Annotated in this window: 13 protein-coding genes; 3 read left to right on the top strand and 10 right to left on the bottom strand. The window is 70.9% G+C overall.

Going from position 1 to position 15,020, the window contains the following annotated elements; translation table 11 throughout:
• Nucleotides 1–78 precede the first annotated feature (78 nt).
• The 6 genes from PT931_RS14865 to PT931_RS14840 form a co-directional block, all read right to left on the bottom strand.
• Entirely contained in the window at nt 79–771 is a 693-nt protein-coding gene (locus PT931_RS14865) for a malonic semialdehyde reductase (protein ID WP_456246325.1), read from the bottom strand.
• Nucleotides 768–2,084, bottom strand: coding sequence for an LLM class flavin-dependent oxidoreductase (locus tag PT931_RS14860; RefSeq protein ID WP_363724139.1), 1,317 nt, complete (start codon nt 2,082–2,084; stop codon nt 768–770). The genes PT931_RS14865 and PT931_RS14860 overlap by 4 nt, the downstream gene beginning before the upstream one ends.
• Nucleotides 2,081–2,881, bottom strand: a complete 801-nt coding sequence (locus tag PT931_RS14855; RefSeq protein ID WP_456246324.1) for an ABC transporter permease — start codon at nt 2,879–2,881, stop codon at nt 2,081–2,083. Before PT931_RS14855 ends, PT931_RS14860 begins: the two co-directional genes overlap by 4 nt.
• Nucleotides 2,874–3,659: an ABC transporter ATP-binding protein gene (locus PT931_RS14850; protein ID WP_456246323.1), complete on the bottom strand. Its 786-nt coding sequence runs from the start codon at nt 3,657–3,659 to the stop codon at nt 2,874–2,876. Before PT931_RS14850 ends, PT931_RS14855 begins: the two co-directional genes overlap by 8 nt.
• Complete coding sequence (locus PT931_RS14845; protein ID WP_456246322.1) at nt 3,659–4,663, bottom strand: ABC transporter substrate-binding protein; 1,005 nt, start codon at nt 4,661–4,663, stop codon at nt 3,659–3,661. The genes PT931_RS14850 and PT931_RS14845 overlap by 1 nt, the downstream gene beginning before the upstream one ends.
• A 395-nt stretch (nt 4,664–5,058) precedes the next feature.
• Nucleotides 5,059–6,027 (bottom strand): MurR/RpiR family transcriptional regulator, encoded by a 969-nt coding sequence (locus PT931_RS14840; RefSeq protein WP_456246321.1) that lies wholly within the window; start codon nt 6,025–6,027, stop codon nt 5,059–5,061.
• A gap of 139 nt (nt 6,028–6,166) precedes the next feature.
• Here PT931_RS14840 and PT931_RS14835 point away from each other — a divergent pair, with 139 nt between their 5' ends.
• The 3 genes from PT931_RS14835 (at nt 6,167) to PT931_RS14825 (ending at nt 10,398) form a co-directional block, all read left to right on the top strand.
• Entirely contained in the window at nt 6,167–8,602 is a 2,436-nt protein-coding gene (locus PT931_RS14835; RefSeq protein WP_456246320.1) for a discoidin domain-containing protein, read from the top strand.
• Between the two features lie 412 nt (nt 8,603–9,014).
• Nucleotides 9,015–9,587 carry a papain-like cysteine protease family protein gene (locus PT931_RS14830; RefSeq protein ID WP_456246319.1) on the top strand — a complete coding sequence of 191 codons (573 nt, stop codon included), beginning with the start codon at nt 9,015–9,017 and terminating at the stop codon, nt 9,585–9,587.
• Nucleotides 9,588–9,597: 10 nt separating this feature from the next.
• Nucleotides 9,598–10,398, top strand: a complete 801-nt coding sequence (locus PT931_RS14825; RefSeq protein WP_456246318.1) for a hypothetical protein — start codon at nt 9,598–9,600, stop codon at nt 10,396–10,398.
• 123 nt (nt 10,399–10,521) lie between these two features.
• On the opposite strand, the gene PT931_RS14820 is transcribed toward PT931_RS14825, so the two are convergent.
• The 4 genes from PT931_RS14820 to PT931_RS14805 form a co-directional block, all read right to left on the bottom strand.
• The gene (locus PT931_RS14820; protein ID WP_456246317.1) at nt 10,522–11,706 is read right to left on the bottom strand and encodes an ROK family protein; all 1,185 of its coding nucleotides are present in this window, start codon (nt 11,704–11,706) and stop codon (nt 10,522–10,524) included.
• A gap of 28 nt (nt 11,707–11,734) precedes the next feature.
• Nucleotides 11,735–12,889 (bottom strand): sugar ABC transporter permease, encoded by a 1,155-nt coding sequence (locus tag PT931_RS14815; RefSeq protein ID WP_456246332.1) that lies wholly within the window; start codon nt 12,887–12,889, stop codon nt 11,735–11,737.
• 74 nt (nt 12,890–12,963) lie between these two features.
• On the bottom strand, nt 12,964–13,719 hold the full coding sequence (locus PT931_RS14810) for an ATP-binding cassette domain-containing protein (RefSeq protein ID WP_456246316.1): 756 nt from the start codon (nt 13,717–13,719) through the stop codon (nt 12,964–12,966).
• A 58-nt stretch (nt 13,720–13,777) separates the two neighbouring features.
• Nucleotides 13,778–14,863 (bottom strand): sugar ABC transporter substrate-binding protein, encoded by a 1,086-nt coding sequence (locus tag PT931_RS14805; RefSeq protein ID WP_456246315.1) that lies wholly within the window; start codon nt 14,861–14,863, stop codon nt 13,778–13,780.
• Between the last annotated feature and the right edge of the window lie 157 nt (nt 14,864–15,020).

The raw sequence follows: 15,020 nt of genomic DNA, 5'->3' as shown, positions 1-15,020 counted from the left end.
CCCCCCGAGGCGGGCCCCCCCCCGGCCCCCCCSGCAHGCCCCCCCGGGBCCGCGGCCCCGCCGGGGCCGCGACCCACCTCAGACCGTGCTGATCACCTCGTCCGCGTCGAGCCGGGGCAGCCGGTCCTGCCAGGCGTCCGGGCCGGGGCGCCCGATGTTCACCACGAGCTGGGAGCGCAGCCGGCCGTCGGGGAAGAAGTCCTTGTCGACCCCCGGCGCGTCGAACCCGCCCATCGGGCCCGCCGACAGGCCGGCCGCGCGGATGCCGACCAGGAAGTACCCGATCTGGATGGCCGCGTTGAACCGGGCCTGGGACTCGCGGAACGCCGGGTCGGCGTACCAGTCCCGGGCTCCGGGGTTGTGCGGGAACACCCGGGGGAGGGTCTCGTGGAAGCCGGTGTCGGCGGCCAGGATCACCACGAGCGGGGCCTCGGTCACCTTGGGGGCGTTGTTCGCGCTGACCCGGGTGACGAGCCGGGCCCGCGCCTCGGGGGAGCGGACCAGCACGATCCGCAGCGGCTGGGCGTTGGCGCCGGTCGGGCCGAACCGGACCAGGTCGTAGATGGCCCGGATCTGGTCGTCGGTCACCGGTTCGGGGGTGAACGTGTTCGCCGTGCGGGCCCGCCGGAACAGCAGGTCCTGCGCGTCGGCGGCCAGCCCCAGGCCGGCGACGTGCTGCGCGTCGGGGGACAGGCCGGCGTCGAACGCGTCGAACGCCTCGCCGTCGCCCGCCACGTCGACCGCGTCGGACACCGGCTCCCGCCCGCTCACACCGCCACCGCCGCGTACCGACTCGCCGGCCGGGCCAGCCCGTAGTGCTCCCGCAGCGTCGCCCCGGAGTACTCCTCCCGGAACAACCCGCGCCTGCGCAGCTCCGGCACCACATGGTCCACGAAATCCTCCAACCCGGCCGGCAGCACCGGCGGCATGACATTGAACCCGTCCGCGGCCCCGGACCGGAACCACAGTTCGATCTCGTCGGCGATCTGCTCGGGCGTGCCCGCGACCACCCGGTGCCCGCGCCCGCCGCCCAGCCGGCCGAGCAGCTGCCGGATGGTGAGCTTCTCCCGCCGGGCCAGGTCGACGACCAGCTGGTACCGGCTCTGCATGCCCTCGATCGTCGTGGAGTCGGGCAGCGCCGGCAGCGGCCCGTCGAGGGAGTACCCGGCCAGGTCCAGTTGCAGGATCTGGGACAGCTGGGTGACGGCGTAGTCGGTGACGATCAGGTCCTGGAGCTCCGCCGCCAGGGCCAGCGCCTCGGCCTCGGTGGACCCGATCACCGGCGCGATCCCGGGCAGGATCCGGACCTCGCGGCCGAAGCCGTACGCGCGGGCCTTGAGGTCGGCGTAGAAGTTCTGGGCCTCCGCGAGGGTCTGCTGCGCGGTGAACACGGCCTCGGCGTACCGGGCGGCGAAGTCCTTGCCGTCCCGCGACGACCCGGCCTGCACGAGCAGCGGCCGGCCCTGCGGCGAGCGGGGCGTGTTCAGCGGCCCGTCGACCCGGAACCGTTCGCCGACGTGCGAGATGGCGTGCAGCTTCGTGGTCTCGGCGAACACCCCGGCCTCGACGTCGAACCGCAGCGCGTCGTCCTCCCAGCTGTCCCACAGCTTGAGGGTGACGTCCACGAACTCCTCGGCCCGGTCGTACCGTTCGCGGTGCGCGGCCACCCCGGGCAGGTTGAAGTTGCGGGCCTCCCCGTCGGTGGCGGACGTGACGATGTTCCAGCCGGCCCGGCCCCCGCTGATGTGGTCGAGGGACGCGAACTTGCGGGCCACGTTGAACGGCTCGTGGTAGCTGGTCGACACGGTCGCGATGAGTCCGATGTGCTCGGTCACGGCGGCCAGCGCCGCCAGCAGGGTGAGCGGCTCGAACACGGACAGGATGTTGTGCCGGGCGTTCGGGCCGACGAACAGGCCGTCGGCGAGGAACACGGAGTCGAGCTTGCCGCGTTCGGCGATCCGGGCCAGTTCCTGGAAGTGCTTGACGTCGAGTACCCGGCGGGCGTCGGTGCTCGGGTGCCGCCACGCGGCCTCGTGGTGCCCGACGCCCATCAGGAAGGCGTTGAGGTGCAGGTGCCGGGTCATGAGGTTCTCCAGGTCGAGAAGCGGCGTTCGAGGGTGACGAGCACCTGGTTGAACGCCAGGCCGAGGGCTGAGATGGTGAGGATGCCCGCGTACATGTCGGGGACGGCGAAGTTGAACTGCGAGGCGTTGATCAGGTAACCGAGGCCGGCCTTGGCGCCGACCATCTCGGCGGCGACGAGGACCAGGATCGAGTAGGCCCCGGCGAGCCGGATGCCCGTGAACACTGTGGGCACGGCCGCCGGCAGGATCACCTTCTGGAACAGCCGGGCCGGCTTCAGCCCCAGGGAGACCGCCGACTTGATCAGGAGCGGGTCGACGCCGCGTACCCCGCTGATGGTGTTGAGCAGGATCGGCCAGGAGCAGGCGTAGAGCACCAGGGAGATCTTGGAGGTCTCGCCGAGCCCGAGGATCAGGATGAACACCGGGAGCAGCGCCAGCGCGGAGGTGTTGCGGAACAGCTCCAGCGCCGGGCTGAGCGCCTCGGCGACCAGCTTGTACCAGCCGATCAGCAGCCCCAGCGGGATCGCCACCAGGATGGCCAGCACGAACCCGCTGAGCGACCGCACCAGGCTGATCTCGATGTGGTTCCACAGCTCGCCGGAGCGGGCCAGGTCCCACCACGCGGTGAGGACCTCCGACAGCGGCGGCAGGAAGGTCGGGTCGACGAGTTCGAGCCGGGGCACGAACTCCCACACGGCCACGAGCAGGGCCAGGACCCCGAAACGGCGGAAGATCCAACCGATGACGGGTACGCGGGGCCGCCGGCCGGCGACGCGCGGTACCGAGATGCTAGCCAACGCGGGCCTCCCTCTCACTCGCCTGCGCCGCGCGGACCTCGTCGCGGAGCAGTTCCCAGATCTCGTGGCGCAGCCGGACGAACTCCGGGTCCGCGCGCAGGTCCCCGCCACTGGTGCGGGAGTCCAGCGGGATGTCGACCACCCGCTTGATCCGCCCCGGCCGCGAGGTCATCACGGCGACCCGCTGGCCGAGGTAGACGGCCTCCTCGATGCCGTGCGTGATGAACACGATCGTCTTGCCGGTGCGCTCCCAGATCCGGAGCAGCTCGTCCTGCAACGACTCGCGGGTCTGGGCGTCCAGGGCCGCGAACGGCTCGTCCATCAGCAGCACCTCGGGGTCGAACGCGAGGCTGCGCGCGATGGCGACCCGCTGCTTCATGCCCCCGGACAGCTCGTGCGGGTACCGGTCCCCGAAGCCGTCGAGCCCGACCAGGTCGAGGAAGTGCCGCGACCGTTCCGCGCGCTCCCTGCGCCCGACGCCCTTGGCCTCCAACCCGAACTCGATGTTGCCGAGCGCGGTCCGCCACGGCAGCAGCGCGTACTGCTGGAACACCACGCCCCGGTCCAGCCCCGGCCCGGTGACCGGGTTCCCGTCGATCAGGATCTGCCCCCCGGTCGGCCGGCTGAGCCCGCCGAGCAGGTCGAGCAGCGTGGACTTGCCGCAGCCGCTCGGCCCGACCAGCGCCACGAACTCGCCAGCCCGGATGTCGAGACTGATGTCGCTGAGCGCCGTGAAGTCCCCGAAGGTCTTCGTCACATCCAACAGTTGGATCTTCATCACGCCGCCTTGTAGCCGTTGTACTGGTTCGTGTACACGTCCTTCAGCGCCGGCTTCCCGTTCTTCAGCTCGCCCGACCGGTCCAGCCAGTCCACCCACGTGCTGAACTCCTGGTCGCTGATCAGCCCGCCCGTGCCGGCCACCCCGGTGCTCTTCCAGAACTTCAGCTGGCTGTCGTCCTCGTTGCGGGCCCGCTTCCTCAGGATCTCCGCGTACTTCGCGATCACCTGCTCGCGGGGCGTCGTCCGCGTCCACTCGATGGCCTTGGCGACCCCGGTGACGAACGTGCGCACCGTCGTCGGGTTCTTCTTCAGGAAGTCGGTGCGGAACACGTAGCTGCCGGCCGTGAACGCGCCGAGCAGCTCGAAGTCCGTGAACAGCGGGTGGATGCCGCCCTTCTCCAGGGCCTTGTCCCGCAGGGTGCCGCTGAGCACGGCGACGTCGATCTGGCCGGAGCGCAGCGACTGCTCGGCGCTCACCGGCGGGACCACCACCAGCTCGACCTTCTTGACCTCGTCGTCGGACAGGCCGTTGCGGACCAGGTACGTCTTCAGCACCGCCTCGTAGTGCGCGCCGAGCGTGTTCACGCCGATCTTCTTGCCGATCAGGTCCCGGGCGCTCCTCACCGGGCTGCCGTCGAGCAGGAAGTAGCCGCCGTAGACCTGCTCGTTGACGCCGTAGTACCCGATGACGGCCTGGATCGGGGCCTTGGCGGCCTTCAGCTTCACGATCGCGCCGTTGAACGCGCCGCCGAACTCGACGTCCCCGGTCGTGGCGGCCTGGATGTCCTGCGGGCCGCTGGTCGTGTTGCCGATCCACTTCAACGACACATCGTCGAGGTACCCGAGGTCGGCGGCCAGTTCCGGCAGCGTCACCGTGCCGACCGCGCCCTGGTAGCGCAGCACGCGCTGTTCGGCGCCCGCCGCGGCGTCACCCCGACTGGCGCAGCCGGCCCCGGCGGTGAGCAGGGCGAGGGCTGTGAGAAGTGCGAGTGAACGACGCACGGGTGGTTCTCCTTACTGGATGGAACGAAAGCGGGGGCTTCCGGACGGCCGGGCGGACGCGCGGGCCGGGGCGGCCGGCCGCGAGGGTCGCGGTCGGCGGGGAAGGGTGGAGCGGTGGCCCGGAACGGGCGGAGGGGAGCGCCTACGTCAGCACGAACATCGCGTGCGGCAGTGCGCGCGGGTGCTCGGGTGGGGGCTCATGGCACCGAGGCTAGTGGCTCGCGGCAGGTAAAGGCAACTATCCCTAGCGCTTAAGTAGGGAATACGGGTGTGACGCCGGTCGCCCGGCCGGCAGTGCGGGGTGGCCTGTCTGGCTATGGCCGAGGATCGGCCGGTTCATGACCGGGGGAACGGTGCCGGTCGCCCTTGTTGGGGTATGTCGGCGCGACGGCCCCTCAGGTGGCGGCCGGCGCGGTCCACGTGCCCGCGCCGTTCCCGCCGCCGGTCGCCGGCTGGGCCCGCGACGTCCGCGCGGGTGGCGGGGTGGTGGTGCGGTGCCGGTCGGGGACGGTGGCCGTCCTGGTGAGGCAGTCGGTGGCGTGGTCGTAGGTGAGCTGGGCGACGCGGACGTAGAGACAGTCCAGGAGGAGGAGCTGGGCGTGCCGCGCCGCGCTGCCGCCGGACCGGAAGGTGGTGCCGTAGACGGCGGTGGTGAGGGTGTGGTCGGCGACGGCGGCGAGGGGTGACCGGGCGTCGTTGGTGATGGCGACGGTGGTGGCGCCGGCTTCGCGGGCGATGGTCAGAGCGGAGACGATCTCTCCGGTGCCGCCGGAGTGGGACAGGCCGATCGCGACGTCGCCGGGACCGAGGAGGGCCGCGCTGGCTTCGGCGCGGTGGCCCTCGGTGCGGGCCCAGACGGGGCGGCCGATGCGGTGCAGGCGCATCTCCATCTCGGTGGCGGCGAAGGCGCTGCCACCGAGGGCGTAGATGTCGATCCGCGCGGCGACGGCGAGGGCCCGGGCGGTGGCCTCGGCGGTGGCCCGGTCGAGCTGTTCGACGGTGCGTTGGATGGACAGGACGTCGGCGCGGGCGACGACGGCGGCGACCTGGGCGAAGTCGTCGTCGCGGTCGATGTCGAAGCCGACGTCGACGTGCCAGCGCTGGGCGGTGGCCCGGCCGGCCTCGCGGGCGAGTCGCAGCCGGAGGTCCTGGAAGCCGGCGAGGCCGACGGCCCGGCAGAACCGGGTGACGGCGGCGGGCGAGGTGCCGCTGCGCAGGCCGAGGGCCGCGACGGTGAGGGTGGCGGCGGTGTGCGGGTCGTCGAGGACCGTGCGGCCGATCGTGCGCAGCGCCTCGGGCAGCCGGGGCAGGGCGGCCTCGATGAGGGTCAACACGTCCGGTCCGTCGTCGAGGCTGGCGTCCACCGTACCTCCGTGAAATGTTGTTTCTTGTTTGTGGGTGTTGACTGAAACACCATATCATGTTGGAGTGGGTTGGATCACATCACCAGCGGCGGAGCCCGGGGAGCACCGCCAGCGCTCACCCCCTGGGGTCGCCATGAGAATGCGCCGAGTTCTGACCGTCGCGGCAGCGTTGCCGCTCCTCACCGCGACACTGGCGGTTCCCGCCGCACAAGCCGCCGCAGCCAGCTTCTTCGTCGACTGCTCCGCGACCGCGAACGGCACCGGCACCCAGGCCAGCCCCTGGAACGCCCTGGCCCCCGTCAACGCCCGCACCTTCGCCGCCGGCGACCAGATCCTGCTGAAACGCGGTTCCACGTGTACCGGGCAGCAGCTGTTCCCGAAAGGCTCCGGCTCGCCGGGCGCCCCGATCGTCCTCGACGCCTACGGCACCGGCGCGAAGCCGGCCATCGCCGCCAACGGGGCGGTCGACGACGCGGTGAAGCTCGCCGACCAGCAGTACTGGGAGATCCGCAACCTCGACGTCTCCAACACCGGCACCACCACGGCCCGGCGGCGCGGCGTGCACATCACCCGCACCGACTCGGGCACCGGCACCTACTACCGGGTCACGGGCCTGACCGTGCACGACGTCAACGGCGAGGTGAACCCGAAGGACGACAACGCCGCCGCCGGGATCTTCTTCGAGGTGCTGGGCAACACCACCCGCACGAAGTTCGACGACGTGCTGATCGCGGACAACGAGATCCGGCACGTCGACGCCTACGGCATCCACTTCTGGACCCGCTGGATGACCCGCCCGGAACTGGCGAACCCCAACTGCGGCTCCACCTGCGGGACGTGGACCCCGCAGACCCGGGTCGTGGTGCGCGGCAACACGGTCACCGACATCGGCGGCGACGCGATCGACCTGCACCACACCGAGGGCGCGCTGGTCGAGTACAACCGGGTGGACGGGTTCAAGATGCGCACCACGCACTGCGCCGCGGGCCTGTGGGGCTGGAACATCAACGACGCCGTGTTCCAGTTCAACGAGGTCAGCGGCGGGCGGAGCACCTGTGACGGGCAGGGCCTCGACCTCGACGAGGCCAACATCCGCACCATCTACCAGTACAACTACAGCCACGACAACGAGGGCGGCTTCCTGCTGCTGTGCAACGGTGCCGGTTCCACGACCGACGGCAACATCGTGCGGTACAACATCAGCCAGAACGACCGGGGCCAGCTGTTCGACTTCGTGTGCGGCAAGGTCACCAATACCCAGATCCACAACAACACGTTCTACCTCGACAAGCCCGTGCAGATCACCTACAACTCCAACGGCTCCACCGGCGCCGCCGCCTCGTTCTACAACAACGTCTTCTACGTGAGGACCACCGACGCCAGCTACGTCAACGCCACCAACCTGCTGTTCGACTCCAACGTCTTCCACGGCCAGCACCCCGCCGGCGAACCCGCCGACGCCCACAAGCTCACCACCGACCCGCTGCTGGTCGCACCCGGCACCGCGACCTCGCGCACCGACACCGGCGGGTACCGCCTCCAGACGGGATCGCCGGCGGTCGGCACCGGACGGGTGATCGCCTCGGCGGGCGGTCGGGACTACTTCGGCGGCCCGGTCGCCGCCGGCTGCCGGCCGGACCGCGGGGCACACCAGCTCGCGGGCTGCACGCCCGCCGGCACCGTCGCCATCCCGCGGACCGGCTGGACCCTGCGCTCCGTCGACAGCCAGGAGACCGCGAGGGAGAACGGGGCCGCGACCAACGCCTTCGACGGCAACCCCGCCACCTACTGGCACACCGCGTGGAGCGGCGGCGACGTGCCGCCGCCGCACGAGATCCAGATCGACCTCGGTGCCACCTACCCCGTCGCGGGCCTGGGCTACCTGCCCCGCCAGAACACCGGCTCCGGCGCCACCAACGGCCGGATCGCGAACTACGAGGTGTACGTCAGCGCCGACGGCACCACCTGGGGCACCCCGGTGGCCACCGGCACCTTCGCCAACGACGCCACGGACAAGCAGATCACGTTCGCCACGAAATCCGGCCGGTACCTGCGCCTGCGGGCCCTGTCCGAGGTCAACGGCAACCCCTGGACCTCCGCCGCGGAGATCACCGCACGGCGCGCCGTGACCCCGGTGCCGCAGGCCGGCTGGACCCTGCGGCACGTCGACAGCCAGGAGACCACCGGCGAGAACGGCGCGGCCACCAACGCCTTCGACGGCGATCCCGCCACCTACTGGCACACCGCGTGGAGCGGCGGCAACCCGCCACCGCCGCACGAGATCCAGATCGACCTCGGCGCGACCCACACGCTGACCCAGTTCGGCTACCTGCCCCGCCAGGGCGGCGGCACGGGTGCCGTCAACGGCCGGATCTCGAACTACGAGGTGTACGTCAGCACCGACGGCACCACCTGGGGCACCCCGGTGGCCACCGGCACCTTCGCCGACGACGCGACGGAGAAGCAGATCACCTTCACGCCGAAAGCCGGCCGGTACCTGCGGCTGAGGGCCCTGTCCGAGGTCAACGGCAACCCGTGGACCTCGGCGGCCGAACTCACCGTATCCAGCGTCTGAGAAAACCCTATAACAGAAATGTAATTTGGATACATAGGACGCGTACCAGGGGAAATGGTGGGTTGGAAGGGGTTCGCAAGGGTTGTCCTGATTCGGTAACCCTTCTAGGGTCGAGCGCAGTGAACGGCGCCGCCACCCCGCCGGAAACCGTGGGCCGACGGTCACCCCGACCGTCGGCCCACTCCGTGCGCCAAGGGCCCCGGCGCGGCGACCGGCCCCGGCGTGGCCATCCCCGCGTGACCACCCTGGCGCGGGCGCGCCTCTTTCGGGCGGTGTGTGAGGCCGTACCCGAAGAAAGGGTTTTACAAGGGTTGGTTCCCGTTCCATTGATGTTGGTCGACTCCTAACGTGATGTGCACTCCGGGTTGTTCCACCTACCCCTCCCCGGTGTCCGCTCCCGAAAGGAGTGACCATGCACAAGACCCGACGACGCCTCGGCGGCGCCGTGGCCGTCCTCACCGCCCTGCTCGTGACCACGCTGCCCGCCACGCCGGCCTTCGCCGCCAGCAAGCAACTGGGCATCACGCAGCAGGTGCAGTCGCAGAACCAGTGGTGCTGGGCCGCGAGCGGCCTGACGATCGCCCGGTACCTGGGTTACGGCGCGAGCACGAGCCAGAACACCTTCTGCGACTACGGGCGCGGCTACCCGGCCGGCACGGTGTGCCCGAACCAGCCCGCCGAGCTGTCCAATGTGCAGCGTGCGTTCCAGGCGCTGGGGCTGCGGCCCGGCACCGTGACCGGCGCGCTGTCCTACACCGGCGTGCAGACCGAGATCAACGGGAACCGGCCGATCGAGACCGGGATCTACTGGACCGCCGGCGGCGGCCACGCGCAGGTCATCTACGGCTACGACACGGCCACCAACTCCATTTTCTGGGGCGACCCGTGGCCGAGCAGCCAGCGCTACAGCCAGGCGTCGCACAGCTACTACGTCAGCAACGGCCAGTTCCGTTGGGCGCAGTCGCTGTACCGGATCGGTCTGTGAGGAGACGGACATGAGACTCCACTCGCTCGCCGCGGCCGTCGGTGCTGCCACCGTTCTCCTGCTGGCCAGCCCCGCGTCGGCGGCCCCCGGCGTACCGGGACCGTCGGCGGCCGAACTGGCCACCGCGCGGACCGCCGCGACCCAGGGTGACGCGCCCACCCGGATCGCCCGGTTCTTCGTCCAGCTCGACGAGCACGCGGCCGGCCGGTCCGTGTCGCTCGACGGGGGCGCGGCCGACCGGGCGGCGGCCGGCAAGGCCCCCACGCTGACCGGGGCCGCCGAGGCCGTCTACTCCCTCAACCCCGCCTTCGTGGCCGGCGACCGGTCCGCCCCGGTGGCCCTGTTCGCCTACGCGACGGTGGAGGCGCGCTCCACCAGCGGGCAGCGCGCGTCGGTCTGGATCGCCCAGCCGCAGGGTACGGCGTGGGAGGCCGTCAACATCTCGTCCACCGTGGATGAGGTGGCCTACCCCCGGCAGGCGTCCGGGGACCTGGTGTTCACCGAACCGCAGGTCAACGCCTGGTACAAGGTGCACAACGGCCGGGTCGTCCCCCTCAACGACATGGCCCGCGCGGTGGTCGGCACCACCAGCGTCACCGTCGCCGGCTACCAGGACGTGGTGCGCGCCCGGTACGGCGACAAACTCCCCGGTTCCGACTACGTGAACCAGGGCAAGCTCGGCGGCTTCGGGGTGGCGGCCCCGGAGACGACCGACAACAGTGCCGCGTACGCGGGGATCGGGGTGCTCACCGCCTCGACCGTCGTGGGCGCGGTGCTGATCGTCAGCCGCCGCCGGAGGGAAACGGCCTGACGTGATTGAGGGGCCGGTGGTCGTCCAACCTCCCAGAGGACGGCCGCCGGTCCCTCCGCGCGCCCCGGATGGCCGTCCGGGTGCACGCGGGCTCCGGGGCACGTGCGGGCGGGCTCCGGGGCCCTAGCCGGGCGGAGTGCCGAGCGGGTCCTCGAGGAGCCGGGTGAACGCCAGCTCGGCCGCGCCGATCAGCGGCAGATCCTCGCCCAGGGACGGGGTGCGCAGCTTGACCGGCTCGCGGGAGGCGTGCAGGCCCATCCGGTTCAGCCGGCCCCGGACCTGGGCGGCGGAGGCCAGGTACACGTCGCGCAGGTGCCCGCCGAACACCACGGTCTGCGGGTTGAAGATGTTGACCAGGTTCGCCACGCCGAAGCCGAGCCAGTCGCCGACCCGGCGCAGCGCCTCCTGCGCGTCGGCGTCGCCCCGGGACGCGGAGTCGATCAGCGCGGTCACGCCCTGCCGGCCGTCGTCGGGGGAGCGGCCGGCCGCCACCAGCAGGGCCCGCTCGCCGATCTCGGTCTCCCAGCAGCCGTGCGAACCGCAGCCGCACGGGCCGCCGGCCGGGTTGACGACCATGTGGCCGACCTCGCCGCCGTACCCCTCGTGGCCGCCGAGTAATCGGCCCGCCACGATGATGCCGCCGCCGATACCCACGTCGCCGTGCAGGTAGACCACGTCGGCGGAGCCGGTGGCCACGCCCCGCAGGTGCTCGGCGAGGGCGCTGAGGTCCGCGTCGTTGCCGACCATGACCCGCTCGCCGACCAGGCCGGACAGCCGGTCCCCGAACGGTTCGTCCCGCCAGCCCAGGTTGGGGCCGAAGCTGACCATGCCGTCCACGTGCCGGACGAGGCCGGAGACGGACGCCCCGGCCCCGACGCAGACGGCGTCCGCCGGGACGGACCGGCGCATCTGCTCCACGAACCCGGCCACGGTGCGCAGCACGTCGTCGGGGCTGAACGCGCCCCGGGGATGGATCACCTCGCGCCGGTCCAGGACGACGCACCCCAGGCCGACCCGGGCCGCGACGACCCGGTCCACGCCGACGAGGAACGCGTACACGTGGACGCGCTCGGAGACCGGGCGCACCACGAGTGACGGGCGGCCCGCGCCCTGCCGGTCCCGGGGCAGCTCCTCGCGGACCAGGTCGGCGGCCACCAGGTCGGCGGTCAGCGCGCCGATGGTGCTGCGGTTGAGCCCCATCAGGGTGGTGAGCTGGGCCCGCGAGGTCGGGCCCAGCACATGGACGTGCCGGAGTAGAGACCCGAGGTTGTACCTGCGGATCTCCTCCTGGCTCGGTCCCGCGCGCATCGGCTGGATTCTCCGTGGAGGTGACTACTCAGCGCAATCCGGTGACGGAACCCCGTCGCCGCGACAGGGCGTCCACCCCGGCGGCGAGCAGCAGTACCAGCCCCGTGACCACGTACTTCACGCCCGCGCTGTAGCCCAACAGGCCCATCCCGTTCTCGATGACGGCCACGACGGCCCCGCCGAGTACGGCGTCGAGCACCCGGCCCTTGCCGCCGAACAGGCTCGTGCCGCCGATCACGGCCGCGCCGACCGCCAGCAGCAGCACCGTGCTGCCGCCCGTGTTCGGGTCGACCGAGTTGGCCCGGGACGCGGCGATGATGCCGCCGACGGCCGCCATCGTCGAACACACGGCGAACACGGACATCCGCATCAGGTCGACGTTGATGCCGGCGCGGCGGGCCGCCTCGGCGTTGCCGCCGACGGCGTACAGGTGCCGGCCGTACTTGGTCCTGGCCAGCACGAACGTGCCCACCACCAGCAGTACCGCGATCAGCGGCACCACGATCGGGATGCCCTTGAGCGACACGAAGGCGGCGTTGCGGCTGCGTTCGAGGTTGAGCACCCAGACGCCGACCGACAGGAGCACGGCCAGGCCGGCGATCCGGGCGGCCACCAGCGCCGCCGGGGTCGGGACGAGCCCCCGCCGGGCCCGGTTGCGGATCTGGACGAGCTGCACGAGGGAGTACCCGGCGACGCACACCGCGGCCAGGCCCCAGCCGACGAGCGGCGGCACGTTCCTGTTCGCGATCGACAGGATCACCTGGTCGCGGATCGCGATGTTGGACCCGCCCTTGACCAGCAGCAGCGCCACGCCCTGGAACGCCAGGAACGCGGCCAGCGTCACCACGAACGACGGGATGCCGACCTTCGCCCGGAGGAAACCGAGGGTGAAGCCGATCAGGACGCCGGTGACGAGGCAGGCCAGCACCGCGAGGTACCAGGGCACGCCGTGGTTCGTCAGCAGCACCGCGAGGACGGCGGCGCACACCCCGCTCGTGTACCCGGCGGACAGGTCGATCTCGCCGAGCAGCAGCACGAACACGAGGCCCATGGCGATCACGGTCACGGCCGCGCCCTGGGTGAACAGGTTCGCCAGGTTGCCCGGGGTGAGGAACACCGGGCGCAGGATCGTGAACGCCGTGCACAGGACGAGGAGCCCGAACACGGCGGGCAGCGCGCCCATGTCGCCGCCGCGCACCTTGTCGACGTACGCCTGCACCGGGTTGACCGGGCGCTCCTTGACGATCTCGTTGGTGGTCACGAGGAGGCTCCGTTCATGCCCGTACTGCTTCCGGCGGTGATCAGCTGGACGACCTGGCTGTGGGTGACGTCAGAGGTCTTGACCTGGGCGGCCATCCGGCCGAGGTACAGCGCCGCGATCCGGTCGGCGACCGCGAAGACGTCGTTCATGTTGTGCGAGATGAGAATGACGGCCAGGCCGCTGTCGGCGAGCCGGCGGACCAGCTCCAGCACCTGGGCGGTCTGCGCGACGCCGAGCGCGGCGGTGGGCTCGTCGAGGACGACGACCTTGCTGTTCCACAGCACGGCCTTGGCGATGGCGACGGTCTGGCGCTGCCCGCCGGACAGGCTGGAGACCTTCTGCCGGATGGAGCGCACGGTCCGCACGGACAGGCTGGCCAGCGTCTCGGTGGCCAGCTGCTCCATGGACGGCTCGTCGAGGATCAGGCCCTTGGTGTTCTCCCGGCCCAGGAACATGTTCTCGACGATGTCGAGGTTCTCGCACAGCGCGAGGTCCTGGTAGACGATCTCGACGCCGAGGGCGCCGGCGTCGCGGGGGCTGTGCACGTGCACCGGGCGACCCTCGAACAGGTAGTCGCCGGAGTCGATGGGGTGGATGCCACCCATGCACTTGACCAGGGTCGACTTGCCGGCGCCGTTGTCGCCGACGAGCGCGGTCACCTCCCCGGGATAGGCGGAGAAGTTCACGTCCCGCAGGACGTGCACCGCTCCGAAACTCTTGTTGATCCCACGGAGTTCCACCACGGGCTGCATAACCGCTCCTCTAGTGATGGCCCCCTCGCAGGTGCGAGGGGGCCCGCCCACGGGGTTGCTACTTGACGCCGGCCGCGTCGCACAGGGCGACGAAGTCGGCGGTGCACAGTTCGGCCTTCGTCACGAAGCCGTCAGCGACGACGTCCTTGACGCTGTCCTTGAAGATCGCCTGCGGGGTGAGCAGCACGGACGGGACGTCCTTGCCGGCCGTCGGGTCCTTGACCGTCTGGGTCGTGGAGCCCTTCTCGCCCTTGGCCAGGCTGATGGCCAGCTTCGAGGCCGCGTCGGCCTCCTGCTTGATCGCCTTGTAGACGGTCATGCACTGGTCACCCGCGAGGATGTTCTGCAGGCCCTGCACGGTGGCGTCCTGGCCGGTGACCGGGACCTTGCCGTTGAGCTTGTTCTTCTTCAGCACGGAGATCGCGGCGTTGCCGAGGCCGTCGTTGGCGGCGAGCACGCCGCCGATGGTCGGCTGGCTGGTCAGCATCTGCTCGAAGATGGTGCCGGCCTGGGTGTTGTCCCAGTCGGGCACGGACTGGTCCGGGCCCTTGACGTAGTCGCCCGACTTGTACTTCGGGTCGAGGACCGCGTCGTAGCCGCTCTTGAACAGCGCCGCGTTGTTGTCCGTCGGTCCGCCGTTGAGCTCGGCGACGATCGGCTTGACGGCCTTCATGTCCGTCAGGCACTTGCCGAGGCCCTCGCCCTGGAGCTGGCCGACCTTCACGTTGTCGAAGCTGACGTAGTACTGCGCGCCGCCGCCGAGCGTGAGCCGGTCGTAGTCGATGGTGGCGACGCCCTGGCTCTTCGCCTTGTCGAGCACGGCCTTGCCGGTACCGGAGTCCAGGTTGACGATCATGAGCACCGTCGCGCCGTTCGTGATCATCTGGTCAGCGATGGTCTGGAACGCGTTCTTGTCGCCCTGGGCGTTCTGGATGTCGTAGTCGACGCCGGCGGCCTTGAAGGCCTCCGTCAGGTACTTGCGGTCGGCGGTCTCCCAGCGGGCCGACGTCTTGCTGTCGGGGAGGATCACGCCGATCTTCGGCTTCTTGGCGTCGGCCGCCTTGTCGTCAGAGCCGCCACAGCCGGTCAGGCCGAGAGCCATGACCGCGCAGGCGGTGGTGAACCCTAGGAGTCCCTTGCGCATTGCCCGGGTCCTTTCATCAAGTCGCGTCGGGTAAGGCCCGGCGCTGCGGGGGGATATGTTGCTGCCGACAACATAGGCCCCTGTGACGCCCGACACCAGCCGAACAGCGGAGAACTAACGGTGTTCTGAGTAACGATTCGGAAACGGATCCGAAACA

The organism is Longispora urticae (assembly GCF_053902585.1).
The sequence above is the reverse complement of the archived record's forward strand: the minus strand, read 5'-3'. Positions and strand labels throughout refer to the sequence as shown.

Excerpts from the sequence above, each read along its gene's own strand:
- PT931_RS14860 (WP_363724139.1), bottom strand. The coding sequence starts at position 2,084 with ATGACCCGGCACCTGCACCTCAACGCCTTCCTGATGGGCGTCGGGCAC.
- PT931_RS14850 (WP_456246323.1), bottom strand. The coding sequence starts at position 3,659 with ATGAAGATCCAACTGTTGGATGTGACGAAGACCTTCGGGGACTTCACG.
- PT931_RS14835 (WP_456246320.1), top strand. The coding sequence starts at position 6,167 with ATGCGCCGAGTTCTGACCGTCGCGGCAGCGTTGCCGCTCCTCACCGCG.
- PT931_RS14830 (WP_456246319.1), top strand. The coding sequence starts at position 9,015 with ATGCACAAGACCCGACGACGCCTCGGCGGCGCCGTGGCCGTCCTCACC.
- PT931_RS14825 (WP_456246318.1), top strand. The coding sequence starts at position 9,598 with ATGAGACTCCACTCGCTCGCCGCGGCCGTCGGTGCTGCCACCGTTCTC.
- PT931_RS14820 (WP_456246317.1), bottom strand. The coding sequence starts at position 11,706 with ATGCGCGCGGGACCGAGCCAGGAGGAGATCCGCAGGTACAACCTCGGG.
- PT931_RS14815 (WP_456246332.1), bottom strand. The coding sequence starts at position 12,889 with ATGGGCGCGCTGCCCGCCGTGTTCGGGCTCCTCGTCCTGTGCACGGCG.
- PT931_RS14810 (WP_456246316.1), bottom strand. The coding sequence starts at position 13,719 with ATGCAGCCCGTGGTGGAACTCCGTGGGATCAACAAGAGTTTCGGAGCG.
- PT931_RS14805 (WP_456246315.1), bottom strand. The coding sequence starts at position 14,863 with ATGCGCAAGGGACTCCTAGGGTTCACCACCGCCTGCGCGGTCATGGCT.